This window comes from Tsuneonella sediminis (genome assembly GCF_051912845.1).
GTDB classification, from domain to species: domain Bacteria; phylum Pseudomonadota; class Alphaproteobacteria; order Sphingomonadales; family Sphingomonadaceae; genus Tsuneonella; species Tsuneonella sediminis.
Map to the genome: position 1 here is coordinate 38462 of NZ_JBNCBU010000001.1, position 26317 is coordinate 64778.

At 66.3% G+C, this 26317-nt stretch carries 32 protein-coding genes and 1 other RNA gene; 14 read left to right on the forward strand and 19 right to left on the reverse strand.

The window, feature by feature from the left end:
• Nucleotides 1-22 precede the first annotated feature (22 nt).
• From ACPV3N_RS00180 to mtgA, 5 genes are all read right to left on the reverse strand, one after another.
• Complete coding sequence (locus ACPV3N_RS00180) at nucleotides 23-601, reverse strand: fasciclin domain-containing protein (protein WP_440112950.1); 579 nt, start codon at nucleotides 599-601, stop codon at nucleotides 23-25.
• A 105-nt stretch (nucleotides 602-706) separates the two neighbouring features.
• Nucleotides 707-1429: an anti-sigma factor gene (locus ACPV3N_RS00185; RefSeq protein WP_440112953.1), complete on the reverse strand. Its 723-nt coding sequence runs from the start codon at nucleotides 1427-1429 to the stop codon at nucleotides 707-709.
• Nucleotides 1426-1989 carry a sigma-70 family RNA polymerase sigma factor gene (locus ACPV3N_RS00190; protein ID WP_440112955.1) on the reverse strand — a complete coding sequence of 188 codons (564 nt, stop codon included), beginning with the start codon at nucleotides 1987-1989 and terminating at the stop codon, nucleotides 1426-1428. Before ACPV3N_RS00190 ends, ACPV3N_RS00185 begins: the two co-directional genes overlap by 4 nt.
• 51 nt (nucleotides 1990-2040) lie before the next feature.
• Nucleotides 2041-2946, reverse strand: a complete 906-nt coding sequence (locus ACPV3N_RS00195) for a cation diffusion facilitator family transporter (RefSeq protein WP_440112958.1) — start codon at nucleotides 2944-2946, stop codon at nucleotides 2041-2043.
• Between the two features lie 3 nt (nucleotides 2947-2949).
• Complete coding sequence (gene mtgA, locus ACPV3N_RS00200) at nucleotides 2950-3618, reverse strand: monofunctional biosynthetic peptidoglycan transglycosylase (RefSeq protein ID WP_440112961.1); 669 nt, start codon at nucleotides 3616-3618, stop codon at nucleotides 2950-2952.
• 90 nt (nucleotides 3619-3708) lie between these two features.
• Between mtgA and ACPV3N_RS00205 the strand changes: the two genes are divergently transcribed.
• Entirely contained in the window at nucleotides 3709-3969 is a 261-nt protein-coding gene (locus ACPV3N_RS00205; protein ID WP_440112963.1) for a DUF4242 domain-containing protein, read from the forward strand.
• A gap of 48 nt (nucleotides 3970-4017) precedes the next feature.
• On the opposite strand, the gene rpoH is transcribed toward ACPV3N_RS00205, so the two are convergent.
• Nucleotides 4018-4998: an RNA polymerase sigma factor RpoH gene (rpoH, locus tag ACPV3N_RS00210; RefSeq protein ID WP_440112965.1), complete on the reverse strand. Its 981-nt coding sequence runs from the start codon at nucleotides 4996-4998 to the stop codon at nucleotides 4018-4020.
• A gap of 70 nt (nucleotides 4999-5068) precedes the next feature.
• A complete protein-coding gene (locus tag ACPV3N_RS00215; RefSeq protein WP_440112968.1) occupies nucleotides 5069-6013 on the reverse strand; it encodes an RluA family pseudouridine synthase in 945 nt (314 codons plus the stop codon).
• Nucleotides 6014-6030: 17 nt separating this feature from the next.
• On the opposite strand from ACPV3N_RS00215, the gene ACPV3N_RS00220 reads away from it, so the two are divergent.
• The 5 genes from ACPV3N_RS00220 to ACPV3N_RS00240 all read left to right on the forward strand — a co-directional run bounded on the left by ACPV3N_RS00220 (nucleotide 6031) and on the right by ACPV3N_RS00240 (nucleotide 10430).
• Nucleotides 6031-6438, forward strand: a complete 408-nt coding sequence (locus tag ACPV3N_RS00220; RefSeq protein WP_440112971.1) for a M67 family metallopeptidase — start codon at nucleotides 6031-6033, stop codon at nucleotides 6436-6438.
• 127 nt (nucleotides 6439-6565) lie between these two features.
• Nucleotides 6566-7210: a histidine phosphotransferase family protein gene (locus tag ACPV3N_RS00225; protein WP_440112974.1), complete on the forward strand. Its 645-nt coding sequence runs from the start codon at nucleotides 6566-6568 to the stop codon at nucleotides 7208-7210.
• Between the two features lie 3 nt (nucleotides 7211-7213).
• Complete coding sequence (locus ACPV3N_RS00230) at nucleotides 7214-7918, forward strand: N-acetylmuramoyl-L-alanine amidase (RefSeq protein WP_440112977.1); 705 nt, start codon at nucleotides 7214-7216, stop codon at nucleotides 7916-7918.
• Between the two features lie 7 nt (nucleotides 7919-7925).
• An RNA gene (rnpB, locus tag ACPV3N_RS00235) (RNase P RNA component class A) lies at nucleotides 7926-8312 on the forward strand.
• 72 nt (nucleotides 8313-8384) lie between these two features.
• On the forward strand, nucleotides 8385-10430 hold the full coding sequence (locus tag ACPV3N_RS00240; RefSeq protein WP_440112980.1) for a S46 family peptidase: 2046 nt from the start codon (nucleotides 8385-8387) through the stop codon (nucleotides 10428-10430).
• Nucleotides 10431-10452: 22 nt separating this feature from the next.
• Here ACPV3N_RS00240 and ACPV3N_RS00245 read toward each other — a convergent pair whose 3' ends face one another.
• Entirely contained in the window at nucleotides 10453-11763 is a 1311-nt protein-coding gene (locus ACPV3N_RS00245; protein ID WP_440112983.1) for a UDP-glucose dehydrogenase family protein, read from the reverse strand.
• Nucleotides 11760-12563, reverse strand: a complete 804-nt coding sequence (locus ACPV3N_RS00250) for a metallophosphoesterase family protein (protein WP_440112986.1) — start codon at nucleotides 12561-12563, stop codon at nucleotides 11760-11762. Before ACPV3N_RS00250 ends, ACPV3N_RS00245 begins: the two co-directional genes overlap by 4 nt.
• 272 nt (nucleotides 12564-12835) lie before the next feature.
• Here ACPV3N_RS00250 and ACPV3N_RS00255 point away from each other — a divergent pair, with 272 nt between their 5' ends.
• On the forward strand, nucleotides 12836-13591 hold the full coding sequence (locus tag ACPV3N_RS00255) for a TorF family putative porin (RefSeq protein WP_440112989.1): 756 nt from the start codon (nucleotides 12836-12838) through the stop codon (nucleotides 13589-13591).
• A gap of 42 nt (nucleotides 13592-13633) precedes the next feature.
• Here the strand turns inward: ACPV3N_RS00255 and ACPV3N_RS00260 are convergent, their stop codons facing one another.
• A complete protein-coding gene (locus ACPV3N_RS00260; protein WP_440112992.1) occupies nucleotides 13634-14401 on the reverse strand; it encodes an SIMPL domain-containing protein in 768 nt (255 codons plus the stop codon).
• Nucleotides 14402-14487: 86 nt separating this feature from the next.
• Here ACPV3N_RS00260 and ACPV3N_RS00265 point away from each other — a divergent pair, with 86 nt between their 5' ends.
• Complete coding sequence (locus tag ACPV3N_RS00265) at nucleotides 14488-14925, forward strand: VOC family protein (RefSeq protein WP_440112995.1); 438 nt, start codon at nucleotides 14488-14490, stop codon at nucleotides 14923-14925.
• Nucleotides 14926-14943: 18 nt separating this feature from the next.
• On the opposite strand, the gene nhaA is transcribed toward ACPV3N_RS00265, so the two are convergent.
• On the reverse strand, nucleotides 14944-16176 hold the full coding sequence (gene nhaA, locus ACPV3N_RS00270; protein ID WP_440112998.1) for a Na+/H+ antiporter NhaA: 1233 nt from the start codon (nucleotides 16174-16176) through the stop codon (nucleotides 14944-14946).
• A gap of 167 nt (nucleotides 16177-16343) precedes the next feature.
• On the opposite strand from nhaA, the gene ACPV3N_RS00275 reads away from it, so the two are divergent.
• From ACPV3N_RS00275 to ACPV3N_RS00300, 6 genes are read left to right on the forward strand one after another with little or no spacing between them, the layout of a single operon-like run.
• Complete coding sequence (locus tag ACPV3N_RS00275; protein ID WP_440113001.1) at nucleotides 16344-16658, forward strand: AtpZ/AtpI family protein; 315 nt, start codon at nucleotides 16344-16346, stop codon at nucleotides 16656-16658.
• Between the two features lie 30 nt (nucleotides 16659-16688).
• Complete coding sequence (locus ACPV3N_RS00280) at nucleotides 16689-17465, forward strand: F0F1 ATP synthase subunit A (RefSeq protein WP_440113004.1); 777 nt, start codon at nucleotides 16689-16691, stop codon at nucleotides 17463-17465.
• Between the two features lie 28 nt (nucleotides 17466-17493).
• On the forward strand, nucleotides 17494-17730 hold the full coding sequence (locus ACPV3N_RS00285) for an ATP synthase subunit C-like protein (protein WP_440113007.1): 237 nt from the start codon (nucleotides 17494-17496) through the stop codon (nucleotides 17728-17730).
• A gap of 59 nt (nucleotides 17731-17789) precedes the next feature.
• Nucleotides 17790-18284 carry a F0F1 ATP synthase subunit B family protein gene (locus ACPV3N_RS00290; RefSeq protein ID WP_440113010.1) on the forward strand — a complete coding sequence of 165 codons (495 nt, stop codon included), beginning with the start codon at nucleotides 17790-17792 and terminating at the stop codon, nucleotides 18282-18284.
• Entirely contained in the window at nucleotides 18277-18807 is a 531-nt protein-coding gene (locus ACPV3N_RS00295) for a F0F1 ATP synthase subunit B (RefSeq protein WP_440113013.1), read from the forward strand. The genes ACPV3N_RS00290 and ACPV3N_RS00295 overlap by 8 nt, the downstream gene beginning before the upstream one ends.
• A gap of 59 nt (nucleotides 18808-18866) precedes the next feature.
• Nucleotides 18867-19475, forward strand: a complete 609-nt coding sequence (locus tag ACPV3N_RS00300; protein WP_440113016.1) for a flavodoxin family protein — start codon at nucleotides 18867-18869, stop codon at nucleotides 19473-19475.
• Here ACPV3N_RS00300 and ACPV3N_RS00305 read toward each other — a convergent pair.
• The 8 genes from ACPV3N_RS00305 to aroA form a co-directional block, all read right to left on the reverse strand.
• A complete protein-coding gene (locus tag ACPV3N_RS00305) occupies nucleotides 19472-20446 on the reverse strand; it encodes an NADPH:quinone oxidoreductase family protein (protein WP_440113019.1) in 975 nt (324 codons plus the stop codon). The genes ACPV3N_RS00300 and ACPV3N_RS00305 overlap by 4 nt on opposite strands.
• 1 nt (nucleotide 20447) lies before the next feature.
• On the reverse strand, nucleotides 20448-20774 hold the full coding sequence (locus ACPV3N_RS00310; protein ID WP_440113022.1) for a DOPA 4,5-dioxygenase family protein: 327 nt from the start codon (nucleotides 20772-20774) through the stop codon (nucleotides 20448-20450).
• Nucleotides 20775-20776: 2 nt separating this feature from the next.
• Entirely contained in the window at nucleotides 20777-21535 is a 759-nt protein-coding gene (gloB, locus tag ACPV3N_RS00315; RefSeq protein ID WP_440113025.1) for a hydroxyacylglutathione hydrolase, read from the reverse strand.
• 89 nt (nucleotides 21536-21624) lie between these two features.
• A complete protein-coding gene (rpsA, locus tag ACPV3N_RS00320) occupies nucleotides 21625-23340 on the reverse strand; it encodes a 30S ribosomal protein S1 (protein ID WP_440113027.1) in 1716 nt (571 codons plus the stop codon).
• 250 nt (nucleotides 23341-23590) lie between these two features.
• Nucleotides 23591-23965 (reverse strand): hypothetical protein, encoded by a 375-nt coding sequence (locus ACPV3N_RS00325; protein WP_440113030.1) that lies wholly within the window; start codon nucleotides 23963-23965, stop codon nucleotides 23591-23593.
• A 125-nt stretch (nucleotides 23966-24090) separates the two neighbouring features.
• On the reverse strand, nucleotides 24091-24720 hold the full coding sequence (locus ACPV3N_RS00330) for a (d)CMP kinase (RefSeq protein WP_440113033.1): 630 nt from the start codon (nucleotides 24718-24720) through the stop codon (nucleotides 24091-24093).
• Nucleotides 24717-24968: a CBU_0592 family membrane protein gene (locus ACPV3N_RS00335; RefSeq protein ID WP_440113036.1), complete on the reverse strand. Its 252-nt coding sequence runs from the start codon at nucleotides 24966-24968 to the stop codon at nucleotides 24717-24719. Before ACPV3N_RS00335 ends, ACPV3N_RS00330 begins: the two co-directional genes overlap by 4 nt.
• The gene (aroA, locus tag ACPV3N_RS00340; RefSeq protein WP_440113039.1) at nucleotides 24965-26296 is read right to left on the reverse strand and encodes a 3-phosphoshikimate 1-carboxyvinyltransferase; all 1332 of its coding nucleotides are present in this window, start codon (nucleotides 26294-26296) and stop codon (nucleotides 24965-24967) included. The genes ACPV3N_RS00335 and aroA overlap by 4 nt, the downstream gene beginning before the upstream one ends.
• Nucleotides 26297-26317: the final 21 nt, after the last annotated feature.

Below are 26317 nucleotides of genomic sequence, written 5' to 3' on the forward strand. Positions count from 1 at the left end.
GGGGCAGCGCCAGGGAACATCGTCAGGCGGGGAGGAAGACCCCGTCGGTCACGTGGATGACGCCGTTGGTGGCCTTCACGTCGGCTTTCGAAACCCGCGCAGTGCGCCCTGCCGCATCGGTAATCGTGACCGATCCGCCGTCGAGCCGCGCGACGAGCGTCTCGCCGGCAACGGTCTCGATCGAATACGAGCCGCCGCTCTTGCGGATGGCTTCGACCAGCTGAGCCGCGGGCACTCGCCCGGCGACGACGTGATAGGTGAGCACTCTGGTCAGAGCGGCCTTCTGCGAGGGCTGAAGCAGAGTGTCGACGGTGCCGTCGGGCAACGCGGCGAATGCAGAATCGACAGGCGCGAACACGGTATACGGACCCGGGCCCGACAGGGTATCGACGAGATCTGCGGCCTTGACCGCGGCGACAAGGGTCGAATGCATGCCGGTACCCATTGCGGTCCCGACGATCGTCTTCTGGGACTTCTCGGCGGCATGGCCCGAATGGCCAGCGTGATTGTGAGCCGCTGCGGGGGCACCGGCGGCGAGGACGAAAGCGCCCATTGCAGCCACTGCGGCGAACGAGGCGGCTTTCAGCTTCGGGGAATTCATGATGCGTAAGCTCCTTTGATCGGCAAGCCCCGTCCTGCTTGCGGGTGGAGTTACGCAGCGTGTCCCGCTGCGGATGCAGCACGGGAGAAAAATTTTTTCTAGCTGTCAGACCGTGTCGAAACTGCCCTCGGCAACGACCGGCCCGGCGGCGGATTCCGGCGGTTTTCCGCCCAGCGGTTCGCGCGTGAGCACCATCGCGCTGCCGTCGTGGATGAGGGCAGCGGTCCCGGCATCGAGCGCGACACGCCTTTCGGCGCCCGGTTGCACCACGCCGAGCGAGCGCAGTTTGCTTCCGTCATCGGGCACCAGCCACAACTCGTGGTCGTGGATGCCGTCGGCGGTGAGCCCGCTCGCCGACACCAGAAGTTCGCGCCGGTCGGGAAGGTAGGTTACGCCGAGACGCAGCGCGGTGTCGCCGATGGGGATCGAGGCGACCAGCGGTGGGGCGGCCGTGGCCACCTGGGGGGGATCGCCGGCGGAAGAAGTGCGTGTCTGCGGTGTGAGCACGAGCGCCGCCATCGCGGCGCTGGCAGCGATGGCACCGGCCGCGGCCCCGCGCTGCCAGAACCGCACGCGCCGGCGCAGGGCGATGACCTCGCCGCCTTCGTCCGCAGCGCCTCCGGCAGCGGCGAGGATCCGGGCGAAAAGCTCTTCCGGCGGGATTTCCGAAGGTATCGTGTCGAGCAGTGGCGCGAGGCGGTGCTCCCACCACTCGACCGTCTCCGCGAACGCCGGATCGCTGGCGTAGCGTCCGCGCGCGTCGAGCAGATCCTGCCCGTCGAGCAGCCCGATCGCGAATTCGGCGGCAAGGCGATCGTCGGGAGTCATTCGCCCGCCTCCAGGCAGGTCCTGAGGCGCGCCAGGCCGCGCCGGATGCGGCTTTTCATGGTGCCCAGGGGAACACCTTCCCGGTCCGCAAGATCGGCATAGGTCGACCCGCCGAAGAACGCCGCGCGGATGCCCGATCGTTGCGCGGCATCCAGCCTTTCGAGGCAGTGGTGGATTCGCGCTCTGCCTTCGCTGGCGATCAGGCTGTCTTCGGCTGACGGGGTGTCATCGGCGACCGCGCTCGCCTCCTCGACGGGGACGGGTGGTCCGGCTGTGCGCCTGCGGCGCAGCCGGTCGATCGCCCGGTTGCGGGCAAGGACTGCGATCCAGGTGATCGGACTGGCGCGCGCCGGATCGAACCGGTCGGCGCGGCGCCACAAGGTCAGATAGACGTCCTGCAAGGTGTCCTCGGCTTCCTTTCGGTCTCCCAAGATACGCAGGCAGATACCGAAAAGCTTCGCTGATGTGGCGCGGTAGACCTGTTCGAGCGCCGCTCTGTCGCCCGCGCCGAGACGGACGAGGGCCGCTGCGAGCCTCGCGCGGGCTTCGTCGGCGTTCACCCGGCGGCCCGTTCGACTGGTCCCCGCCCGCAGCGCACAGCGCGTCTGTCGCTAGTCATGCGCGTGCCGCATCCCGCAAGCTCCGGTTTCGACCTGAATGGTGACATGACCGATGTGGAATTCGTGGTCCAGCGATTCGCTCAGGTCGCGCAGGAAGGCGTCACCCGGGTGCCCTCCGGGCATGACGAGGTGCGCGGTCAGGGCGGCCTCGGTCGTGCTCATCGGCCAGATGTGGAGATCGTGCACCGCGGCAACGCCCGGAAGGCCCGCAATGTGCGCGCGCACCCCCTGCTCGTCGATATGGTCGGGAACTGCGTTAAGGCCCAGCTTGACGCTGTCCTTGAGTAGACCCCAGGTCCCCCAGCCGATCACGATGACGATCAACAGGCTGGTGAAGGGGTCGATCCACCGCTGGCCGGTCCACAGGATGAGTGCGCCGGCAATGACCACCCCAAGGCTGACGAGAGCGTCGGCGGCCATGTGCAGGAATGCACCGCGGATGTTGATGTCGTGCTTGCGCCCCCGCGCGAAGAGCATGGCGGTGCCCGCGTTGATAACGATGCCGATCCCGGCGACGATGATCATCGTGCGCCCTTCGACCGCGGGCGGCTCCCCCAGCCGGTGCAAGGTTTCGAACGCGATGCCGCCGATCGCCACCAGGAGCAGCCCGGCATTCGCGAGCGCGGCGAGAATGGTCGAGCTTTTGAACCCGTAGGTGAACCGGCCGCCTGCAGGACGCCTCGCCAGCACGCTTGCGGCCCAGGCAAGGGCAAGGCTGAGCACGTCGCTCAGGTTGTGGCCGGCGTCGGCAATGAGCGCCATCGAGCCGGATATGAAACCATAGACCGCTTCGACGACCACGAACGCCAGATTGAGGACGACGCCCAGCGCGAAAGCCGCGCCGAAGTCGCGCTGCGGCCCGCCATGCGCGTGATCGTGAGAATGCCCCGCGCCCATCGCCTACCCGTAAATGCACGAATCGAGGCCGTCGCGCCGCACGATGCCGATGCGCGCCGCGATCGTGTTGCCGTAGCGACGCGTGAAGCCGGTCGGGTTCACCACCGAGCGCTTCTTGGGGAGGGGCAGCGCCGCGGCCATCCGCGCCGCCTCGGTGCGCGAAAGACGTGCCGCGGAGTGCCCGTAATAGCGCTGTGCTCCGGCTTCCGCGCCATAGGTCCCGATGCCGGTTTCTGCGACGTTGAGGTAGACCTCCATGATCCGGCGCTTTCCCCAGAGGTTCTCGATGAGGAAGGTGAACCACGCCTCGAACCCCTTGCGGATGTAGCCGCCCCCCTGCCACAGGAAGACGTTCTTGGCGGTCTGCTGGCTGATCGTCGATCCTCCCCTGATCCGGCCGCCTTTCGCATTGCGCTCGATCGCCTGCTCGATCGCCTCGCGGTCGAAACCGTCGTGGCTGCAGAATTTGCCGTCTTCGGCCGCGATCACGGCGGACACGAGGTTGCGGTCGATGTTCGACAGCGGCTCCCAGTCCTTCGTGATGCCATTGCCGTCGAGCAGCATCGTCGCGGTGACCGGTACGGGCAGGAAGCGGAACAGAAGCACCAGCGCGAGGCTGAGCACCACGAACCCGGCGAACAGCTTGGCGAAGAGCTTCGCGAACCACAGCATCGGAGCCGGTGCTAGGGGTATCGACTTGCCCGATCAAGCGGCGCAAGACGGCAAGATCGGCTGCACGGGAGAAATGCCATGCCTCAATTCGTGATCGAACGCGAAATGCCCGGCGCCGGGTCGCTCGGACCCGGCGACCTGCAGGGCGCATCGCAGCAGTCGTGCAGCGTGCTGCGCGACCTTGGTCCGGAGATCCAGTGGGTCCACAGCTACGTCACCGATGACAAGATCTACTGCATCTACCGCGCGCCGAGCGAGGACCTGATCCGGAAGCACGCGGACACCGCGGGTTTCCCCGCGAACTCGATCGCGCAGGTGCGCAGCGTGATCGATCCGACCACCGCCGAATAGCAAAAAGGGCCGCCCCGCAGGAGCGGCCCTTTGTCCCTCAGCCTGCTGTTACCCGGCGGCGAGCGCCGCGATGCTGCCGCTTGGGGCCAACCGCTCGCCGGCGATGCGCTGCATGGCCTTCTGCAGCTTCTCGAACGCGCGTACCTCGATCTGGCGGATGCGCTCGCGGCTGACGTCGTAGACCTGGCTCAACTCCTCGAGCGTTTGCGGGTTGTCGGTCAGCCGCCGCTCGGTGAGGATGTGCTTCTCGCGCTCGTTGAGGCTGTCCATCGCCTCGACGAGCATCTCGTGGCGGACCTGCGCCTCCTCGGCCTCGGCAGCAGTCTCGTCCTGCAGCGGACGATCGTCCTGCAGCCAGTCCTGCCACTCGCCCGAGCCTTCCTCGGCACCGCGCATCGAGACGTTGAGCGAACCGTCGCCGCCCATCATCATCCGGCGGTTCATGTTGATCACTTCCTGCTCGGGCACGCCGAGATCGGTCGCGATCTTTGCCACGTCGTCGGGATGAAGGTCCGAGTCCTCGTAGGCCTCGAGCTCCTTCTTCATCCGCCGCAGGTTGAAAAACAGCTTCTTCTGCGCCGCAGTGGTGCCCATTTTGACGAGCGACCAGGAGCGCAGGATGAACTCCTGGATCGACGCCTTGATCCACCACATCGCGTAGGTCGCGAGGCGGAAGCCGCGATCGGGTTCAAACTTCTTGACGCCCTGCATCAGGCCGACGTTGCCCTCGGAAATGAGGTCGCTGACGGGCAGGCCGTAGCCGCGGTAGCCCATGGCGATCTTAGCCACGAGCCGCAGATGGCTGGTGACGAGCTGCGCGGCCGCTTCCGGGTCCTCGTGCTCGGCGTAGCGCTTCGCGAGCATGTATTCCTGCTCGGGCGTGAGAATGGGGAATTTCTTGATCTCGGCCAGGTAGCGGTTGAGGCTCGCCTCACCGCCCAGGGCCGGGACAGACAATGACTTGGACTTGTTCACTTCTACCCTGACCTTTCTCGCGTCGCCCTCGTTGTCGGGACCCCGGATGGGCATCCGTCGGATGGGGCACGCTTCAGCATATATAGAGGAAGCACTGTCGCCTGTTGAGTGCTTTTCGTCGATTTCAATGAGCAACTCGGTCGATTAGTTCCGCCATATCGGCGGGTAGTTCCGTCGCAAAGGCGAGGCGATCGCCAGTCACCGGATGTACGAAGCCGAGGCTGGCGGCATGCAACGCCTGGCGGCGGAACCCGAGATCCGCAAGGACGGGGCGCAGCGGTGCGGGCGTTCGACCGTACACAGGGTCTCCCAGTAGCGCATTACCGATTGACGCAAGGTGAACCCTGACCTGGTGGGTCCGGCCGGTCTCCAGACGGCATTCGACCAGCGCCGCGTGGCGCAATGCGCGCAGGGTGCGGTAGTGCGTGACCGCGTGCTTGCCGCGCGCCGAGGTTTCGGGGAGCACTGCCATCTTCTTGCGGTTTGCATCGGAGCGGCCGATCCGTCCCTCGATACGGCCTGCTGCGGGCCGCGGCTCTCCCCCGGTGACGGCAAGATAGGTTCGCTCGATCGAGTGATCCGCGAATTGCCCTGCCAGTCCCTCGTGCGCCGCGTCGCTCTTGGCCACCACGAGCAGGCCCGAGGTGTCCTTGTCGATGCGGTGGACGATTCCCGGGCGCAGGGTCCCGTTGATGCCCGACAGCCGGCCCGCGCAGTGATGAAGCAGCGCGTTGACGAGCGTGCCGTCGAGATTGCCCGCGGCAGGATGCACCACCAGTCCGGCCGGCTTGTTCACGACCACCAGGTGCTCGTCCTCGAACACGATGTCGAGCGGGATGTCCTGCGCTGGCGTGTCGAGCGCGGCGGGCGGTGGAAGGGCGACCGAAAACGCCGCGCCTGCGGCGACCCTTGCCGAAGCGGTCGAGACGGGGCGGTCGTCGATCTCGACCGCGCCGGCCGCGATCAGCGCCTTGACCCGTTCGCGCGACAGCCCGGTGGCATCGGCCAGCGCCCTGTCGAGCCGGCCTGAGCCTGCAATCGCTCCGGTGATGATTTCGCCGTCCCCCATTGCTAGGGAAATGGGCGATGGAGATCGAAGTCTCAAGCGGGGTCGTCGCTACAATCGTCGGGCATGCGGCCACGGCGCGCCCCCGCGAGGCCTGCGGCCTGCTGTTCGGCAAGGGCGACGTTATCGATAGCGCGACCCGGTGCGCCAATGTGCACCCGCAGCCCGAAACGCATTTCGAGATCGATCCGCAGGCGCTTATCGACGCCCACCGCGCCGCCCGCTCCGGAGGTCCGCCGGTTATCGGATACTGGCATTCGCACCCTTCGGGGCCACCTCGGCCTTCTGCGACCGACCGCAAGCAGGCAACGGGTGACGGCAGGGTGTGGGCGATCGTGGCGTTCGACCGTTCAAAGGGCAGGGTCGGCTGGTGGCGCGACACCCCGTGCGGGTTCGAACCGCTTTCCTACCGCGCCTCGCACGGCTAGGACGGCGCGCATGGCTGTCCAGCAATCCATTTTCGCGCGGCATCTTCTACCGGCCGTGCGGACGCCCGATCTTTTGCATCAGGACAGTGTGACACGTGTGACACGCTTCAGGACCTTCCCTTTCTAGATGAACGATACTTCCGAACTCGACCTCGCCGCGATGCTCTGCTCGCGCCTGTGCCACGACCTGCTCTCGCCGGTTGGCGCGTTGAGCAACGGGCTCGAACTTCTTGCCGACGAGCGCGACCCGGAGATGCGCCAGAAGTGCCTCGAGCTGCTCGAGCAGAGCGCGAAGATCAGTGCCGACAAGCTCAAGTTCTTCCGGCTCGCCTTCGGTGCGGCCGGCGGCTTCGGGGAGAGCGTCCCGGTCGACGAGGCGCGCCGCGTGACCGAGGCGCTGGTCGGCGACGCGCGCCGGGTCGAGCTCAACTGGGGCCTCAGCGCCGATCGCCTGCCGAAGGGTGCGGTCAAGGTGTTGCTCAATTTCGCGCAGATCGGCCTCGACGCGCTGGTCCGCGGGGGCACGCTCGACGTCGGCGCGGAAAGCCGCGGCGGGGCAAGCGAGATCGTGGTGCGCGCAGCGGGGCCTCGCATCGCTTTCGACGAGACGATCGGCCGCGCGCTGGAGAACCGCCTCGACGCGGGAGAACTGTCGAGCCGCACGGCGGCCGCGCACATGCTGGCACTCCTTGCAAAGCAGGCGGGAGGGGGGCTGCAGTACATGCTTTCCGAGGACGCGCTCGTGCTCGGCGCGGTGCTGCCCGAAGGCTGAGCGATGGACGAACTCGTCCACCGCACGGTTCCTTCCCCCAACTGGGACGAACGCAAGCTGCCGATCTCGATGGTCGTGCTCCATTACACCGAAATGCCGGATGCCGATGCGGCGCTCGAGAGATTGACCGATCCGGAATCGAAGGTCAGCGCGCATTACCTGATCAGCGAGGCGGGCGAGGTCATCCGGCTCGTCGACGAGGACAAGCGCGCGTGGCACGCCGGCGTCAGCTTCTGGCGGGGACACCGCGACGTCAATTCGGCGAGCATCGGCATCGAGCTCGACCATCCCGGGCATGCGCTGGGCTACCGCGATTTTTCCGACGCGCAGTTCGAGGCACTCGTCCCCCTGCTGGCCCGGATCGTCGACCGCTACGAGATACCGCGGGCCAACGTCGTCGGCCACTCCGACGTCGCTCCGGCGCGCAAGATCGATCCGGGCGAGCTGTTTCCATGGGATCGCCTCGCCGAGTACAAGCTGTGCCTCGCACGTCCCGAGAAGCTCGAGGCCGGGGATCCGTTCGACAACGACGCCTCGTTCTACCTCGCGCTCGAGCGGTTCGGCTATGACGTGACCGAGGGACACAAGGCGGTCGAGGCCTTCCAGCGGCGCTGGCGGCCGGAAAAGATCGACGGCGAGGTCGACGGCCAGGTGCGCGCGATACTGTTCCGATTGCTCTTGGATCGCGACCGGGGCCGGACTAGATAGCAAGCCGCCAGGGGGCCGGGCAGCCGCGTCGCTTTTCGAGCGTCGAGGAAAGTCCGGGCTCCACGAAACGAGGGTGGCGGGTAACGCCCGCCCGGGGAAACCCGAGGGAAAGTGCCACAGAGAGTAGACCGCCTGCGCCCGCAGGTAAGGCTGAAAGGGTGCGGTAAGAGCGCACCGGGGTCCTGGCGACAGGGCTCGCACGGCAAACCCCACCCGGAGCAAGGCCAAATAGGGGTCTCGCGCGAAAGCAGGGGCGTTTCGTCCCGAGAGACCCGGGTTGGCTGCTTGAGCGCACGGAGCAATCCGTCGCCGAGATGAATGGCTGCCACGGCGGCGTGGGTCGGCAACGATACCGCCCGCCGGACAGAACCCGGCTTACAGGCCCCCTGGCACAAAAATCATTCGGATTGTGGACTTTGGGCGTAAGGGCGGCATAGGCGGTTTCAAGGGAAACGAGGAGAGAATCATGCTACGTTTCGGTTTGTTCGCATCCGCTGCCGCCGTCGCCTTCGTCGCCGCGCCTGCCGCTGCCGACGAGGGCATGTGGACGCTCGACGCCTTCCCGGCCGAGCGGATGAAAGCGGACTACGGCTGGGCGCCCGACCAGGCCTGGCTCGACAAGGTTCGCGGCGGCGCGGTTCGCCTGACCGGCGGATGCTCTGCCAGCTTCGTTTCGCCCGAGGGCCTGATCCTCACCAACCATCACTGCATCTCCGCGTGCCTTGCCGACAACTCGACTGCGGCCAAGGACTATCTCAATGACGGTTTCGTCTCGTCGCGCCGCGACGACGAACTCAAGTGCCCGGGCCAGCAGGCAGAGGTGGTCACCTCCATTGCCGACGTCACCGACCGGGTGAAGGGGGCGATGGGGACGCTGACCGGCGAAGCGCTGACCAAGGCCCGCGATGCCGAGATCGCGGCAATCGAAAAGGCCGGGTGCAGCGACCTTGCCACTACCCGCTGCCAGGTGGTCACGCTGTTCGGCGGCGGCCAGTACAAGCTCTACACCTACCGCAAGTACTCCGACGTCCGCCTCGTCTGGGCGCCCGAGGACCGCGCGGCGACGTTCGGGGGCGATCCCGACAACTTCAACTTCCCCCGCTATTCGCTCGATGGGAGCTTCCTGCGCGCCTACGAGAACGGCAAGCCGGTCGCGACCCCGCAGCATCTCAAGTGGAACCCGCGTCCGCCCAGGGAGGGTGAGGCAACCTTCGTCGTCGGCAATCCGGGCTCCACGAGCCGCCTGTGGACCGGCAGCCAGCTGGCCTTCGAGCGCGAGGTCCGCCTGCCCGTCACTCTGACGACCCTGTCCGAGCTTCGCGGCCGTCTTATCCGCGCAATGGACGAAAGCCCGGAAAAGGAGCGCGAGGCGCTCGACACCCTCAACGGCGTCGAAAACAGCCTCAAGGTCTATATCGGACGGACCAAGGCCCTCAACGATCCTGCCTTCACCGGCAAGCTTGCCGCGGCGGAGGCCGACCTCAAGGCGAAGAGCGCCGGCAACGATAAGATCGGGGATCCCTGGTCGACCGTCGACGCTGCGGTGACGGCCTACCGCTCGCTCTACCTGCCCTTGCGGTTCACCGACCCCTCGAGCGACCTCTACGCCTACGCGCGGACGCTCGTGTTCGCCGCGCAGGAGCGCGAGAAGCCGAACGGCGAGCGTCTGCCGGGCTATACCGACAGCCGGCTGCCGCTGGTCGAGAAGCAGCTGCTCGACGAGCGGCCCGTCCACCCGTGGCTCGACCAGCTCATGCTCGAGTGGAGCCTGTCGAAGGCGCGCGAATATCTCGGCGCGGACGATCCGGACACCAAGCTCCTGCTCGGTAAGGCAAGTCCCGAAGGCCTGAGCGAATCGCTCGTAGCGGGGACGAAGCTTGCCGACCCGGCAGTTCGAAGGGCGCTGTGGGACGGCGGGTTGAAGGCGATCAAGGCATCGGAAGACCCGATGATCCTCTATGCCCTGCGGCTAGCCGACCGCCAGCGCGAGCTGCGCAAGCTGACCGATGCGCAATACTCCGGTCCTCTGGCGATTGCCGGGGGGCAGCTCTCGGATGCACGCTTCGCCGCGTACGCAGATTCGAACTATCCCGATGCCACATTCACCCTGCGGATCAGCTACGGGAAGGTCGCGGGATGGACCGAACGGGGCAACAAGGTCCCGTTCCAGACCACGATGGGCGGCACGTTCGAGCGCGCGACCGGAAATGCGCCCTACGATGCCGCACCGGGATTCGTGGCGGCGAAGAGCAAGATCGATCCCAACGCCACGTTCGACTTCGTGACCACCAACGACATCATCGGCGGCAATTCGGGTTCGCCGGTGATCGACCGCGCAGGCACGGTGATCGGCGCGGCATTCGACGGGAACATCCACTCGCTCGGCGGGAACTACGGCTACGACGGCACGGTAAACCGTACGGTCGTCGTATCGACCGACGCCATCCAGGAGGCGCTCGAGAAGATCTATCCGGCGCCCGCTCTGGTGCGGGAACTCGCCGGCAAGAAATGATCCGGCGGCGCGGGCGGGACGGTCAGTCCCGCCCGATGCTGGTGTAGGCGAAGCCGGCGGCGCGGACGTCGGCCGGCCGGTAGATGTTCCTCAGGTCAACGAGGACCGGAGCGTTCATCATGCCTTTCACCTTTTGAAGGTCGAGCGCGCGGAACGCGTCCCATTCGGTCACGATCGCCGCCGCGTCCGCGCCTTCGAGCGCGGCATAGGGGCTGTCGCACATCGTTACCTCGGGCATCAGCGGCCTTGCCTGCTCCATCCCTTCCGGGTCGTAGGCGGTCACCGCCACGCCGTTGTCGACCAGCGCCTGCGCGATCGCGATCGCGGGGCTGTCGCGCATGTCGTCGGTGTTCGGCTTGAACGTGAGACCAAGCAGCGCAACCGTCTTCCCGCGCGCGGCGTCCGCGCCGCCCAGCGCGTCGATCACCTTGCGGCCCATCGCCCGCTTGCGGCTGTCGTTGACCTTGACCACTGCCTCGACGATCCGCGTCGGGCTGCCCGCGTCCTCGGCGGTCTTGAGCAGCGCCAGCGTGTCCTTGGGAAAGCAGCTGCCGCCATAGCCGGGGCCGGCATGAAGGAACTTGGCGCCGATGCGCCCGTCCATCCCGATGCCGCGCGCAACGTCCTGAACGTTTGCCCCGACCTTTTCGCACAGGTCGGCCATCTCGTTAATGAAGGTGATCTTCGTCGCGAGGAAGGCGTTGGCGGCGTATTTGATAAGCTCGCTCGTGCGACGCCCGGTGAACAGGATCGGCGATTCGTTGAGGAACAGCGGCCGATAGACCTCGCGCATGACCTCGCGTCCGAAATCGTCCTCTGCGCCGATGACGATCCGGTCGGGCCGCTTGAAATCGCCGATCGCGGCGCCCTCGCGCAGGAATTCCGGGTTCGAAACAACCGATACCCGGTGGGCGCAGCCGCTGTCCGCAATGATCCGCTCGACCTCGTCTCCGGTACCCACCGGGACGGTCGATTTCGTCACCACGACAGCGTCGCCGGCAAGGCTTTCCGCGACTTCCTTCGCGACCGCGTAAACGTAGGACAGGTCGGCGTGCCCGTCGCCGCGGCGGCTCGGGGTGCCAACCGCGATGAAGATTGCGGCTGCCCCTTCGATCCCCTGGGCAAGATCGGTCGAGAACGACAGGCGCCCTGCCTTGACGTTGCTCTCGACGAGCGCGTCGAGGCCCGGCTCGTAGATCGGCATGATGCCGTTACGCAGTCGGTCGATCTTCGGCTGGTCCTTGTCGATGCACACGACCTCGTGCCCGAAATCGGCAAAGCACGCGCCCGATACCAGGCCGACATAGCCCGAGCCGACCATCGCAATCTTCATCGTTCGCAAACCCCCGTTTCAATGGTGATGACACCATCGCTTTCGACCGCCTGGATCATCCGCCGACCCTCGCCCTCGAGCACAAGGGCCGTCAACCGCCCCGTGCGGTATGCGCCGGTATCGATGCCGAGGCGATTGGACCGGATGTCGACCCCGTCGGTTATCGTGTGTCCATGGACGACAAAGTGTTCGTGGGGTGCCTCGTGATCGAGGAACGGCTCGCGAATCCAGCGCAGATGGTGTTGTTTCTGCTCTGCCAGGGGTACGTTCGGTGCGATGCCCGCATGGACGAAAAGGTAATCACCGGCGACGAGGTGATCCTTGCCCTCTGCGAGGAACTCGCGGTGCGCCAGCGGAACCACGTCCTTCATCAGCGCCTGCAGTTCGGGCAGCGTGGCCTCGTCGTACGCCGCTCGCTCGACTCCGTAACTCAGCACGGTTTCGCGGCCCCCGTGGCGCAGGAAATGGCGCAGCACCGCCTCGTCCTCGAAAGAGTCGAGAAACATCTCTTCATGGTTGCCCGCGAGCAGTTCGACCCGCCGGCGCTTGCTCCAGTCGATCGCGAGGTCGACCACGGCGGCGCTGTGCGGCCCACGGTCGACGAGATCGCCCAGGAGTATCGCCGTGCTGCGTGCCGCGGCTCCTTCGTTATCGTCGGCGTCGATCGCGCCGACGAGCGCCGCGAAGAGGTCATGGCGGCCGTGAATGTCGCCGATTGCATAATAACGCTCGCCCGCGGGGACCGCGGCACGGACCGGGGTCGGCCTGGAACGGAAAAACTGGCGTAGCGGTTCGAACATCGGCTTGGGCAGGGTCGTCCTCTTGCAGGGTAGCGGGCGCCGCATAGGCGAGCCGCCGATGGGCGGCAATCCATGAGCCGCGCGTGAACTGGTGCGCTGGTGCACGAAATCAACACCTGGGGATCGCTTCCCGACGAACCGCATTTTCATCTTGTGCGATGCAGCATGAACGGGCAAGAAAGTTACGCATCTGCCGGAAGGAGGTCTGCGGTAACGACAGACCCCCGGTGTGTGCGCAGGTGGAACGAGGCACAAACCCAAAGGAGTTTGCCATGCTCACGTCCATCCGCGGCATCGTAGCCGCAACGTTCATTTCCGCTTCTGCATTCGTCGCGGCACCCGCATTTGCCCAGGACGAGGCCGCAAGCCCGGTCACCCTGTCGGGCAGTGTCACCCTGGTTTCCGACTACCGCTTCCGCGGCGTCTCGCTGTCGGGAGGCGATCCCGCCGTGCAGGGGGGTATTACCGTGTCCCATGACAGCGGTTTCTACGTCGGCACCTGGGGGAGCTCGATCGACGACGGCGGTACCGACGTCTATGGCGATATGGAACTCGACCTCTTCGGAGGCTGGAGCGGCGACGTGGCCGAAGGTGTCGGCCTTGACGTCGGCATCCTGCTTTACGCCTATCCCACGAACGCCAAGGGTTTCAAGGCGCAGTACTGGGAGCCTTACGCGACCGTCTCCGGGCAGCTTGGCCCGGTAGAGGCCAAGCTGGGCGTGAATTACGCGTGGGACCAGTCGTCCCTCGGCAACGACGACAATCTCTACATACATACCGAGCTCAGCACCGGGATCCCGCAGACCCCGTTCAGCCTGTCGGCACATCTGGGGTACACGGATGGCGTGCTCGCCCCGCCGTTCCTTGCAGGAACCGGGGACGACACCGGTTTCGACTGGTCGATCGGCGCCAGCGCAGCGGTCCTCGGCAGTCTTTCCCTGGGCGTATCGTATGTCGGCGTGGAAGGGCCGTCGATCGACGGCTTCACCGACGACGCGGTCGTGGTCTCGCTCAGCGCCAGCTTCTGATCCTCGAGCGGCGGGGGCGGCGCGCCGCTCCCGCCGTCGCTTTCAGCCGAGCGAGAAGTTGATCGTCGTGACGACCCGGACCTTCTTGTAGGGCGTGTCGGAGACACCCCAGCCGCCGCCGCTGTCGCCGTCTCGCGATTCGATCTCGAAATAGCCTTGCGTCGCATCGCGGATCGAGCCGACGCTCGTGCCACTGTCCTGGGCGAACTGTTCGGCGGCCGCGCGCGAGTCGCGGGTCGCCTGCGCCACCATTTCAGGCTTGATCGCATTGAGCCCGGTGAAGGTATAGGCCATCCCGCTGCCTTCCTCGAGCAGGACTCCGCGATTGACGAGGTCGAACTGCCGCGCGACCGCGCGCTGCGCCCGCTCGATGTCCTTCGTTCGCAGAGCGAGCCGTTGGCGCACGGTGTAACGGGTTACCCCGCGGTCGGAGAAGGTCGACACGTTCGCCCCGATGGGCTGCAGGGCATCGCCCGGAAAGCCCAGATCGGCGAAGAACCGCGCGATCGTTTCCGTGTCGGAGCGCACTTTCGCCTGAACCGCCGGCAGGTTCTCTCCGGTGGCCGAATAGGAGATGGTCCACGTCGCGAGGTCGGCAGTGACGTCGCGCTCGGCCAGTCCGCGCACGGTCACCGCGCGGTCCGCCTCCTTGGCTCGCAACAGGCCGTTGCCCAGCAGGTAGCCGCCGGCGACAAGGCCCAGGGCCAGTACTGCCGACGGAGCCAGCCATCGCAGAGCCGAGCCGTCGCGGGGTCCGGCGGCATTGGGGGCAAGTGGGGCGCGGCTGGATTGATCGATCGCGTCAGTCATCGCTAAGGCTTTCCTGCTGGCGGCGCGACCCGTGGGACGAACCGTGCATTTTTATCGATGAACCGATTTTGAATGGAGGCCCGAAGATGGCGAAATACCTGCACACGATGATCCGCGTCACCGACCCGGATGCGACCGTCGGCTTCTTCAAACTCGTCGGGCTCGAGGAAGTGCGGCGCTTCGAGAGCGAGCAGGGCCGCTACACGCTGATCTTCCTTGCCGCCCCCGGACAGGAAGGGGTCGCCGAAGTCGAATTGACCTACAACTGGCCTCCCGCGGACGGGAGTGCGCCCGAGGAGTACGGCGGGGGACGCAACTTCGGCCACCTCGCCTACCGCGTCGACGATATCTACGAGACTTGCGAACGCCTGCAGGCTGCCGGCCACACCATTAACCGCCCGCCGCGGGATGGACACATGGCGTTCGTGAAATCCCCCGACGGTATCTCGGTCGAACTGCTGCAGGAAGGCCACCTGCCTCCCCGTGAGCCATGGGCGAGCATGTCCAACACCGGCACTTGGTAACGGGGCAGGCCCGCTTCGCTATTCGGCCGTGACAGGCTGCCTTCCCTCGTTCTCCGCGGCTGCGGCTGACGCGGGCCTGTGGCCGAAGCGCAGGAGCAGGTAACCCATGGTCAGCGACAGGAGGGTGCCGAGCAGCACCCCGATCTTGGCCTCTTCATAAAGAAGCGCGTCGTTCGCGAAGGCGAGTGCGGCGATGAACAGGCTCATGGTGAAGCCGATCCCGCACAGGATCGCGATCCCCCATACCTGCAGCCAGGTGGCGCCCGCCGGTTTGCGGGCGATGCCAAGGCGGTGAGCGGCCGAAACGGCCCCGAGAATGCCGACCTGCTTGCCAAGGAAAAGGCCCGCCGCGATGGCGAGGGGGAGGGGGGCAAAGATCCCGGCCATGCCGAGTTCGCGCAGGTCGACCCCGGCATTCGCGAGCGCGAATACCGGGACGACGAAATAGGCGTTCCACGGGGCCAGCCGGTGTTCGACCTTTTCGAGCAGGTGCCGCCCGTTGCGCCGATACATCGGGACCATCAGCGCGGCGACGACCCCCGCGATGGTCGCGTGCACACCCGAGTTGAGGACGCACAACCACAGGACCACCGTGGCGAGGAAATAGGCCCAGATCCGGTCCACCCGCATCAGGTTCATCAGCGCCATCCCGATCGCAACCGCGATCGACGCGATCAGCCAGATACCCTTCACCTCCAGCGTATAGAACGCGGCGATGATGATCACGGCGCCTATGTCATCGACGATTGCGACCGTCAGGAGGAAGAGCCGCAACGTTCCGGGTACGCGTCGTCCGAGCAGACCGATGACGCCCATCGCAAAGGCGATGTCGGTCGCGGCCGGGATGGCCCAGCCGCGGTAAAGGGCCGGATCATCTCCGACGAGCGCAAGAAAGAGCGCGGCCGGCACAATCATCCCGGCCACTGCGGCGATGACCGGCAGGCGGCGCGCCTGCGGATTTGACAGGTCACCTTCCACGAGTTCGCGCTTCACCTCGAGGCCGACCACGAAAAAGAACACGACCATCAGCGCGTCGTTGATCCACAGGTGCGCGTTCCACAGCTTGGCGATCGGCGTCCAGGCAAGCGGGGCATGGAACAGCGCGTGGTAGCCAGGGCCCCACGCGGAATTCGCGACGACCATCGCCAGAACAGCAATCGCGATCAGCAGCACACCTTCGCGGGCATCCGAGGTGAACAGCGCCCGGACGGGAGACAATCTTTCGGCAAACGGAATGGGTTTCTGAGCCATGCCCGTCGCCTTGCCGATGGATCGCCGCTTGGCAACCCCCCGGAGCGACACGGGTCGCGGTTCGACCGGTTGACTCGCGCTTGCCCCCCACCTAAGGGCGGCGCGTCCGCGGCCCGGTATCCACCAGGCCGCCCATCTTTTTGCAAGCATCGAGGCGAAGTTCCTTCGTGGCCGACGAACCCGAAAACGCACCCATCGGCGAGGATCCCAAGCTCGATTCGCTCGAGAACCGGATCACTGCCGCGCGCAAGGCCGAGGACGATCGCATTGCCAAGGAGCACGGCCCGATGCGCGGCGGACAGGCCACCGGGATGCAGGTCATCTCGACGATGGTCGGCTATCCGCTCGGCGGCATCCTGATCGGCCTGTTCCTCGACAACTGGCTGGACACGTTGCCCTGGATCACCATCGCGCTGATGTTTCTCGCCTTTGCCGGCGCGTGCATCCACGTGATCCGCATGAACAAGAACCAGGCGCGCTAGGCGCCGCGACCGACAGGGAAAGAAAAACCAGTGGCCGCTGCTGCCAAGATCGATCCCATGAGCCAGTTCCAGATCACGCCCATCGGGGCGGATCAACTGGCCGCGAGTCCCTTCCAGTTCACAAACTCCGCGCTGTGGATGCTGTTCGTGCTCGCCACGATCGTCGTGTTCATGTGGGGGGGGCGCCAGCGCCAGCTCGTTCCGGGCCGCTGGCAGGCCGCGGTCGAGATGCTGACCGGGTTCGTGGACAACATCACCCGTGAAAGCATCGGCAAGGAAGGCCGCAAGTACCTTCCCTGGGTGTTCACCGCGTTCATCTTCATCCTGGTCGCGAACTGGATGGGCGCCATGCCCTTCGCGGTGTTTGGCCCGCACCCGTTCACCGTCACCAGCCATTTCACGATCACCGGCTTCATGAGCATCATCAGCTTCGCGATCGTGCTGGGCGTCGGGTTCTGGAAGCACGGGCTGAAGTTCTTCTCGCTGTTCGTGCCGCATGGCACCCCGCTGGTGATGAAGTTCTTCATCGCGCCCGTGGAATTCATCAGCTTCCTCGTGCGCCCGTTCAGCCTCGGCCTGCGGCCTTTCATCGCGATGTTCGCTGGCCACGTCCTCCTCGACGTCTTCGGCAACTTCGTCGTTCAGGGCTTCAGCGCAGGCAGCGCGGCCGGCTTCAGCATCGGCCTTCTCTCGTTCGTGTTCGTGATGTTCGTCAGCGCGCTCGAACTGCTCGTCGGCGCGATCCAGGCCTTCGTTTTCGCGCTGCTCACCGCGCTCTACATCAACGACGCAGTCAACCTTCACTAAGCTCAATTTCCAACGGAGTTATCGGAACATGGAACTTTCTTCTGCACAGGTCATCGGCGCGGGCATCGCGGCGATCGGCGTCGGCGCCGCCGCGGCGGGCGTGGGCTACGTTTTCGGCTCGTTCCTCCAGGGCGCGCTGCGCAACCCGGCGGCCGCCGGTGGCCAGACCGGCACGCTCTACATCGGCTTCGCCGCCGCCGAGCTGCTCGGCCTGATGGCGTTCGCCGTGGCGATGATCATCCTCTACGCTCCGCCGGCCGTCTGAGCCGATAATCTGCCGGCCCGCCGCAGACGCGGGCCGGCGCATTCAACGCGGACCGATCGATGCCACAGCTATCGCAACTCGAACTCGTCTATCTCTCGCAGTGGTTCTGGCTTCTGCTGGTGCTGGGCGCGATCTACTTCTTCGTCGGCAAGGGTATCGTCCCCAAGGTCGAGGCGACGGTGGACGAGCGCGATGCGAAGATCGCGGCCGACCTTGCAGAGGCCGAGCGCCTTCGCAACGAAGCCGATGCGACCGAAGATGCATGGCGGGCGAAGATGAACGCCGCTCACGAGGAGGCGCACGCGAGAGCCAACGCCGCGCGTGAAGCCTCTGCGGCGGATGCCGCCAAGCGGGTCGCGGCGGCGGACAAGCGGCTCGACAAGAAGGCGCAGGACGCGGCAGCCGAACTCGACGCGGCGCGCGCAAGTGCCCTCGCCGAGATCGAGAATGTGGCCGCCGACGCCGCCCGCGACATCGTCGCCAAACTCACGGGCAAGTCGGTCGAAGAAGCCGCCGCCCGCAAGGCCGTTGCCGGAGCCCTGAACCGTGCTTGATTTGCTTGCCGCTGCCGCGCACGAGACCGGCGAACACGTCTACCCCACCGCGTTCGGGATCGCCCCGCACGGGTGGACAGCCATCGCCATGCTGCTGGTTTTCGCGATCATGCTGTGGGCCGGCGTGCCCCGGATCATCGCGGGCATCCTCGACAGCCGGATCGAGGGTATCCGCAAGCAGCTCGACGAAGCGGCCTCGCTGCGTGCCGAGGCGGAGGCGCTGCGCAACGAGTATGCGGCCAAGGCCGCTGCGATCGACAAGGACATCGAGGACCTGCGGGTTCGCGCTGAGCGCGATGCCGAGGCGATCGTGGCCAAGGCCCAGGAAGATGCCACCGCGCTGATCGAACGGCACAAGGCGCTTGCGGCCGAGAAGATTGCGGCAGCCGAGCGCAATGCGGTTACCGACCTGCGTAACAGGGCCGCCGCTGCCGCCGCCGCGGCTGCACACCAGCTCATCGCCGAGAAGCACGGCGAGGACGCCGACCGCAAGCTCGCCGACGAGATCATCGCGGGAATCTGACGGTTTCGGAACGATAGCGGTGGGCCACGCGCTTCCCCGGTAACATCCGGAGGTATTGCGTGACCGTTACCGCTATCGAGATCAACTGTTCGCTCAAGAAAAGCGGCGGCAAGAAGAGTTCGACCGATGCCATGCTCGACGTGCTTCGCAAGCGCTTCGAGGACGCCGGGGTCGTAGTCGATGAGCGGCTCCGCGTGGCCGACTACGCCATCCTTCCGGGTGTGACTTCGAACGAAGGCGAGGGTGACGACTGGCCTGCGCTGCGCGAGAAGATCCTAGCCCATGACATCCTGGTGTTTGGCGGGCCGATCTGGATGGGCCAGATCGGTTCAATTGCGAAACGCGTGCTCGAGCGGATGGACGCCTTCCTGTCCGAAACCGACGAGGAGGGTCGGATGCCCAGCTATTCGAAGGTCGCCGTCGCCGCCATCGTGGGCAACGAGGACGGCGCCCACTGGTCTGCCGCGCAGTTGTTCCAGAGCCTTAACGACACCGGGTGGACGATCCCTGCCGTGGCATCCTGCTACTGGGTCGGGGAGGCCATGGGTTCGACCGATTTCAAGGATCTCGAGCATATCCCGCGCAAGGTCACCCAGACGGCCGGGATGGTCGCCGCCAATGCCGCGCATCTCGCTCGCGTGCTCAAGGATCGGCCGTACCCCGGCTAGGGTTCGAACACCACTTTGCCTACCAGGTCTCCGCCGGCCATCGCGCCGAACCCCTCGCGCCAGGCTTCCAGCGGGATGACCCGGTCGATGACAGGGGTGATGGTTCCTTGCGCGGCAAGTGCCGACACCTTCTCGGCAATCGCAACGCCCCGCTCGGGGAAGCGCCGCGCGTATTCGCCCGCCCTGACGCCCACGATCGAGAAGCCCTTGATGAGGGGAATGTTCGCCGCGACTTGGGGTACACGCCCGGAAACGAACCCGAGCACGAGCAGCTTGCCGCCGAATGCAACACAACGAGTGCTTTCGTCGAATACGTCACCGCCGACCGGATCGTAGACGAGGTCGCACAGGGTCCCTCCGGTCAGCCGCGATACGTCCTCGCGGAAACGTCCCCGGTTGACGATCACGGCATCCGGGCGCGCCGCGGCGCGAATGCGGTCGACCTTTCCCGCGTCGTGTGTTGCAGCGATGACTTGCGCTCCCAGCGACCGGGCAATGTCGCACGCGGCAAGACCCACGCCGCCGCTGGCTCCATGGACGAGGACCCGCTGCCCGGCGCGCAGCCCGCCGATCTCGACAAGGGCGGTGTACGCGGTCGTATAAGCCGCCCCTAGCGCGGCGGCGGCTGTGAAATCGAGGCCGGCGGGGATGGGCCTCAGAGCCTTGGCTGGCACGCATGCGACTTGCGCGAAGGCGCCAGTCTTCGCCCCGCCCATCACGCGGGTTCCCGGCACCAGGCTGCTACAGGGGTCCGCCTCGATCACTTCTCCGGCCATTTCGAGCCCGCTGACGAAAGGCAGGTCGGGACGAAACTGGTAGGCGCCCCGGGTCATGAGGAGATCGGGATAGTTGAGCGATGCCGCGTGCACGCGCACCAGCACTTCACCTGGGCCCCTGTCCGGAACAGGCACCTCTGCCAGGGCAGCCCCGGACAGATCGTCGGTCAGCCGGTCAACGACGAGCGCCTTCACCTCAGTCGAAAACGGTCATGTCGAGCGGTTCGGACGGCCCGAACCACACGACATAACGCGTATGGTCGGCCAAATCGTCGCCGCTGAGCGCGTGAGCGAAGATGGTGAGGTCGCCGCGCGCCTCGGGCGCCCAGGCCGCGAAGCGCCCGAACTGGTCCGGGTGAAGCGAGAGCTGGACCGACCCGCGCGGATGGGGGCCCACGGGGACTTCGTGGAAGTGGCCCACCGAACAGCCGGTTTCCGACCGGGCGGCGTCCGCCAGTTCGCGGGCTGCGCCGATCTCATGTGCATCGAAATAGATGTGCGCATGAAAGCCGCGGATTGCCATCGTCAAAAGTCGTCCTTGGCCGCGCGCAGTTTCGCGAACGTCTCGTGCGGCGCCCCACCGCCCCAGCGGTTGCGCAGGTCCTCGCAATCGGCCCGCAGGAACGGGTTGGTGAGGAGTTCGCGTTCGAGCTTCGTCGGCACCGTGGGTTGCCTGCGCGCCCGGCGGTCGTCGATTTCCTTTGCATAGAGCTGCAGGTCGAGATTGTCGGGATCGGCGTGAAGCGCGAAACGGGCGTTCGCCTGGGTGTATTCGTGGGCGCAATAAAGCATCGTTTCGGGCGGCAGCGCCTTGATCCGCTCGAGGCTGGCCCAGAACTGCCTGGGGTCGCCCTCGAACATTCGCCCGCATCCCAGGGCAAACACGCTGTCGCCGACGAAGGCGACCTCGTCCTCGTCGAGGTGATAGGCGATGTGTCCGTTGGTATGCCCGCCGACGTCGATGATTTCGGCCTCGTGGTCGCCCAGGGTCACGGTATCGCCGTGCCTTACGACGCGATCGATCGGCGAGATTCGCTCGACCTCCGCCGGGGCGACAATAATGCACCCGGTGGCAGCCTTGATCGCCGCGTTCCCGCCGGCGTGGTCGGGGTGCCAGTGGGTGTTCCAGATCTGCGTGATCTGCCAGCCGCGCGCGGCCGCTTCGCGCAGGTAGGCATCGCCGTCGGGCGTGTCGATGCAGGTCGTCTCCTCGCTCACCGGGTCGTGGACGAGGAACCCGTAGTTGTCGGACAGGCAGGGGAACTGGTGGATCTCGAGCGGCATGGCACGATCCTACGCCCGGTGCCGGCCAAGGAAAAGGCCCGCCATCCCGGTGGGGAGGGCGGGCCTTCCTGTTCGCGTGTCTGCGAGGCTTATTCGCCCTGCTTCTTCAGCGCTTCGCCGAGAATGTCGCCGAGCGAGGCGCCCGAATCGGACGAACCGAACTGGGCCACCGCTTCCTTCTCTTCGGCGATCTGACGCGCCTTGACCGAGAAGTTCGGCTTCTTCGAACGATCGAAGCCGGTGACCATCGCGTCGAGCTTCTGGCCGACCTGGAAGCGGTCGGGACGCTGCTCGTCGCGGTCGCGGCCAAGATCGCTCCGCTTGATGAAGCCGGTCGCGCCGTCCTCGCCGACCTGAACTTCGAGGCCGCCATCGCGGACTTCGAGAACGGTCACGGTGACCACGTCGTTGCGCTTCAGGCTGCCGCCCGCGGCGGTCGCACCGGCAGCCGGCGCACCCTTTTCGAGCTGCTTCATGCCGAGGCTGATGCGTTCCTTCTCGACATCGACGTCGAGCACGACGGCTTCGACTTCTTCACCCTTGCGGTGCAGCGCCAGCGCGTCTTCGCCCGAGATGCCCCACGCGATGTCCGACATGTGAACCATGCCGTCGACGTCGCCGGGCAGGCCGATGAACAGGCCGAACTCGGTCGCGTTCTTGACCTCGCCGGTGACCTTCGAGCCGACCGGGTGCGCGTCCGCGAACTCTTCCCACGGATTGCGCTGGGCCTGCTTGAGGCCGAGGCTGATGCGGCGCTTCTCGCTGTCGACCTCGAGCACCATCACTTCGACTTCCTGCGAGGTCGAGACGATCTTGCCCGGGTGCACGTTCTTCTTGGTCCAGCTCATCTCGGACACGTGGACGAGGCCCTCGATGCCCGGCTCGATCTCGACGAACGCGCCGTATTCGGTGATGTTGGTGACCGTTCCGGTCAGCTTCATGCCGACCGGATACTTCGCGCCGACGCCGTCCCACGGATCGCTCTCCAGCTGCTTCATGCCGAGGCTGATGCGCTGGGTCTCGGGGTTGATGCGGATGATCTGCACGGTAACGGTGTCGCCGATGTTGATCACCTCGTTCGGGTGGTTGACCCGCTTGTAGCTCATGTCGGTGACGTGGAGCAGGCCGTCGATGCCGCCCAGGTCCACGAAAGCGCCGTAGTCGGTGATGTTCTTGACCACGCCGTCGATCACCTGGCCTTCGGCCAGCTTGTCGATCAGCTCGCTGCGCTGCTCGGCACGGGTCTCTTCCAGCACCGCGCGGCGCGAGACGACGATGTTGCCGCGGCGGCGGTCCATCTTCAGGATCTGGAACGGCTGCGGCATGTCCATCAGCGGGCCGACGTCGCGGACCGGGCGGATGTCGACCTGGCTGCCGGGAAGGAACGCCACGGCGCCGTCGAGGTCGACGGTGAAGCCGCCCTTGACGCGGCCGAAGATGCGGCCGTCGACGCGCTTGCCTTCACCGAATTCGCTCTCCAGCTTGTCCCACGCGGCTTCGCGGCGGGCACGGTCGCGCGACAGCATCGCTTCGCCGTCGGCGTTCTCGACCCGGTCGACGAAGACTTCGACCTCGGAACCGACCGTGAGGCCGTGCGAGCCGTCTTCCTCGCCACGCTCGAATTCCTTGAGGGCGACGCGGCCTTCGCTCTTCAGGCCGACGTCGATGACGGCCATGCCGTTCTCGATCGCGGTCACGGTGCCCTTGACGACGCGGCCTTCAAAGCCCTCGTCACCGGCGCCGCCGAGCTGTTCGTTGAGAAGCGCCTCGAAATCGGCGCGTGTGGGGTTGGCAGTGGTTGCCATGGTCTCAGGGTATCCTGTTCACTGTTTGCTACCGGCCACCGGTTTTACCGGGGTCTTTACCCGTCTCCCGCGGGATTGCGGGGCCAACGGGGCAAGAGGGCCGTGATCTCCGCGCGGCCGGATGCCGTGCGAAGGTCCGTTCGAGCCATGCTGTTCGGGACGAGCGCGCCCCTAGGCTCTGGCGCGAAAAAAAGCAAGGACGAGCGAGGCCGGGCGTTGCAAACGACAACCCCCGGCCATGCCCCGCCGGCTACCAGGCGTCGAAGCCGCTGCGCGACTTGTTGACCGAGCACGCCGTGAAACGGGCCTGCAGCCTGGCCGCCGTGCTGGCGGAATCGGGCTGTGCGTCGCGCCAGGCGTCCCATGCCGAACCGAAAGTGGCGGCGTTCCTCGTCTTGCCGATCCAGTACATCAGCGACTGGTCGTTGTTCTGCACCGGGGTCAGGATGCTGGCAGTGTAACCCTGCGTCTTGCCCCATTCGTTGAAGTCCTTGACGATCGCCATGTACTTCCCGATCGGGCAGTCGTCCTTGAGCTGGAAGCTGATCACATCCCAGTATTCGGCGTGTGCGGGCGTCGCGGCGAAGGTCAGCACGACAGCGGCTGCAATGGTCGTCTTTCTCATGGGATTCCCCCTTTGATGGAGGAAATCCGGGTCGGACAGGTTTCGCTTCCCCGGACTTCCTTCCGGAGCGACCCGCATCGCGACCGCCACCATGCTGGGCCGAATTAACCGGGAAGGCAACCGCTTCAGCTTGTCCCGGCGCGCGCTTTCTCGACCGCGGCGATGGCGGTGGCGAGAGCCTGTTCGCGGTCCATCGTCGAGGTATCGATGACAATCGCGCCTTGGGCCACCCGAAGCGGAGCGTCCGGGCGCTCGATATCGCGCCTGTCGCGCGCGGCGATATCGGCCTCGATCTCGCGCAACTCGAGGTCGAGTTCACGCTCCTGCATCTCCAGCCAGCGACGCATCCCGCGGGCCTGGATGCTGGCGGTGACGAACAGCTTCACGTCGGCGTCGGGCGCGATCACGGTGGCGATGTCGCGCCCGTCGAGCACCGCCCCACCGGGCTGCTCGGCGAACGCGCGCTGGCGTCGGTAGAGCGCCTGGCGGACAGAGGGATGGACCGAAACGCGGCTGGCGAGACCGCCGGATTCCTCGCTCCGCAGGTGCGGGTCCGCCAGCAGGTTGTCGGGAAAGGCCGTTGCGGCAAGCGCGTCACCGGGATCGTCCGGATTTCCTCCGTCGAGCCATACCTGCCGGCCGACCGCGCGGTAGAGCAGACCGGTATCGAGATGCGGCAGCCCGAAATGTGCGGCCAGTCCCCTGGCGATGGTGCCCTTGCCCGACGCCGTCGGGCCGTCGACCGCGATGATCATGTCGGCCTTCTGCGCGCGATGAACGCCTTCGCGAGTCCGTAAACGGCGATTGCGGCCCAGAACCCCTCGAGCACGAGGCTGGGCAGGTTGGTGTGGACGAGCAGCGACACGGTCAGCAGCGCCGCGCCGGCCAGATTGGTGCCGTGGAGCACGAACGGATTGGGTTCATCGCTCCAGGTCAGGTAGGCATAGGCGGCGATGATGCACGCCATCCCCGCAAAGCCGATGAGGGTGTAGATATCGGTCACGCACAGACCCGTTCGAGCGATGCCTCGAAATCGGGAAAACTCGTGGCGATGGGCCGGGTGTCGTCGATTTCCACGCCGTTCCTCGAGGCCATTCCCGCGATTCCCATCGCCATCGCGATTCGGTGATCGAGCCGCGTCTGCACCGGCTCTCCCGCCGTACCCCTGAGCGGTTCGCCCCCCGTGCCTTCGATGACAAGTCCATCTCCGGTTTCCTCGACCCGCGCTCCGGCCGCGGAGAGGGCGGTCGCCATGACCGCAATGCGATCGGATTCCTTGACGCGCAGTTCGTCGAGTCCGCGCGTCACGGTCCGCCCCTCGGCCAGTGCGGCGGCGACGAACAGGATGGGGAACTCGTCGATCATGCTCGGCGCCACGGCAGGGTCGACATCGATACCGCTGAGCGGGGCGTGGCGCACGCGCAGGTCCGCGACCGGCTCGCCGCCGACCTCGCGCCGGTCGAGCTCGTCAATGCTCGCACCCATCAGGCGCAGCACCTCGACCAGCCCGGCACGGGTCGGATTCAGCCCGACGTTCTCGATCACGAGGTCGCTGTCGGGCACGACAGTCGCCGCCACCATGAAGAACGCTGCCGACGAAGGGTCTCCCGGGACCACGATAGACTGCGGCTTGAGGTCGGCCTCGCCCCGGATCGTGATGATCCGCTCTCCGGCCAATTCCTCGACCGCGAGTTCGGCACCGAAGCCGTGCAGCATCCGTTCCGAATGATCGCGGGTCGGCACCGGCTCGATCACCGTGGTAATTCCCGCCGTGTTGAGCCCGGCGAGCAGGACTGCACTCTTCACCTGGGCGGAAGCGACGGGCAGGCGGTACTCGATCGGCACGGCAACCCGCGCGCCGGTCATCATGAGGGGCAGGGTGCCGCCGGGCGAGGGCGTGAACTGCGCGCCCATGCGGCCCAGCGGCTCGATCACACGACCCATCGGGCGTTTCGACAGGCTGGCGTCGCCGGTGAAGGCTGCCGTGACATGGTGGCTGGCGAGCAGGCCCATCAGGAGCCGCGTCGAGGTACCCGAGTTGCCCATTTCGAGCGCGGCGGCCGGCTGGAGCAGTCCGCCCACGCCGACGCCGTGGATGCGCCATTCATCGCCGGTTTTCTCGACGCTTGCACCCATCGCCCGCATGGCTCCGGCGGTCGCCATCACGTCCTCGCCCTCGAGCAGGCCCGTCACCCGGGTTTCGCCTATGGCCAGCGCACCGAGCATGACCGACCGGTGGCTGATCGACTTGTCGCCGGGCACGCGCATCCGCCCGCGAAGCGGTCCCGCAGCAGCGAAGGTACGGGGCGAAGGGTGGCCGGTCTCGATCAAAGCGCGCGGCTTTTGACAGCG

Coding starts and splice junctions, on each gene's coding strand:
- ACPV3N_RS00265 (WP_440112995.1), top strand. CDS start 14,488: ATGGCGAAATACCTGCACACGATGATCCGCGTCACCGACCCGGATGCG.
- ACPV3N_RS00180 (WP_440112950.1), bottom strand. CDS start 601: ATGAATTCCCCGAAGCTGAAAGCCGCCTCGTTCGCCGCAGTGGCTGCA.
- ACPV3N_RS00330 (WP_440113033.1), bottom strand. CDS start 24,720: ATGATCATCGCGGTCGACGGCCCGACGGCGTCGGGCAAGGGCACCATC.
- ACPV3N_RS00220 (WP_440112971.1), top strand. CDS start 6,031: ATGGAGATCGAAGTCTCAAGCGGGGTCGTCGCTACAATCGTCGGGCAT.
- ACPV3N_RS00215 (WP_440112968.1), bottom strand. CDS start 6,013: ATGGGGGACGGCGAAATCATCACCGGAGCGATTGCAGGCTCAGGCCGG.
- gloB (WP_440113025.1), bottom strand. CDS start 21,535: ATGCCGCTCGAGATCCACCAGTTCCCCTGCCTGTCCGACAACTACGGG.
- ACPV3N_RS00250 (WP_440112986.1), bottom strand. CDS start 12,563: ATGTTCGAACCGCTACGCCAGTTTTTCCGTTCCAGGCCGACCCCGGTC.
- ACPV3N_RS00185 (WP_440112953.1), bottom strand. CDS start 1,429: ATGACTCCCGACGATCGCCTTGCCGCCGAATTCGCGATCGGGCTGCTC.
- ACPV3N_RS00225 (WP_440112974.1), top strand. CDS start 6,566: ATGAACGATACTTCCGAACTCGACCTCGCCGCGATGCTCTGCTCGCGC.
- ACPV3N_RS00290 (WP_440113010.1), top strand. CDS start 17,790: ATGCCACAGCTATCGCAACTCGAACTCGTCTATCTCTCGCAGTGGTTC.
- ACPV3N_RS00195 (WP_440112958.1), bottom strand. CDS start 2,946: ATGGGCGCGGGGCATTCTCACGATCACGCGCATGGCGGGCCGCAGCGC.
- mtgA (WP_440112961.1), bottom strand. CDS start 3,618: ATGCTGTGGTTCGCGAAGCTCTTCGCCAAGCTGTTCGCCGGGTTCGTG.
- ACPV3N_RS00255 (WP_440112989.1), top strand. CDS start 12,836: ATGCTCACGTCCATCCGCGGCATCGTAGCCGCAACGTTCATTTCCGCT.
- ACPV3N_RS00230 (WP_440112977.1), top strand. CDS start 7,214: ATGGACGAACTCGTCCACCGCACGGTTCCTTCCCCCAACTGGGACGAA.
- ACPV3N_RS00310 (WP_440113022.1), bottom strand. CDS start 20,774: ATGGCAATCCGCGGCTTTCATGCGCACATCTATTTCGATGCACATGAG.
- rpoH (WP_440112965.1), bottom strand. CDS start 4,998: ATGCCCATCCGGGGTCCCGACAACGAGGGCGACGCGAGAAAGGTCAGG.
- ACPV3N_RS00245 (WP_440112983.1), bottom strand. CDS start 11,763: ATGAAGATTGCGATGGTCGGCTCGGGCTATGTCGGCCTGGTATCGGGC.
- ACPV3N_RS00285 (WP_440113007.1), top strand. CDS start 17,494: ATGGAACTTTCTTCTGCACAGGTCATCGGCGCGGGCATCGCGGCGATC.
- ACPV3N_RS00240 (WP_440112980.1), top strand. CDS start 8,385: ATGCTACGTTTCGGTTTGTTCGCATCCGCTGCCGCCGTCGCCTTCGTC.
- ACPV3N_RS00260 (WP_440112992.1), bottom strand. CDS start 14,401: ATGACTGACGCGATCGATCAATCCAGCCGCGCCCCACTTGCCCCCAAT.
- nhaA (WP_440112998.1), bottom strand. CDS start 16,176: ATGGCTCAGAAACCCATTCCGTTTGCCGAAAGATTGTCTCCCGTCCGG.
- ACPV3N_RS00325 (WP_440113030.1), bottom strand. CDS start 23,965: ATGAGAAAGACGACCATTGCAGCCGCTGTCGTGCTGACCTTCGCCGCG.
- rpsA (WP_440113027.1), bottom strand. CDS start 23,340: ATGGCAACCACTGCCAACCCCACACGCGCCGATTTCGAGGCGCTTCTC.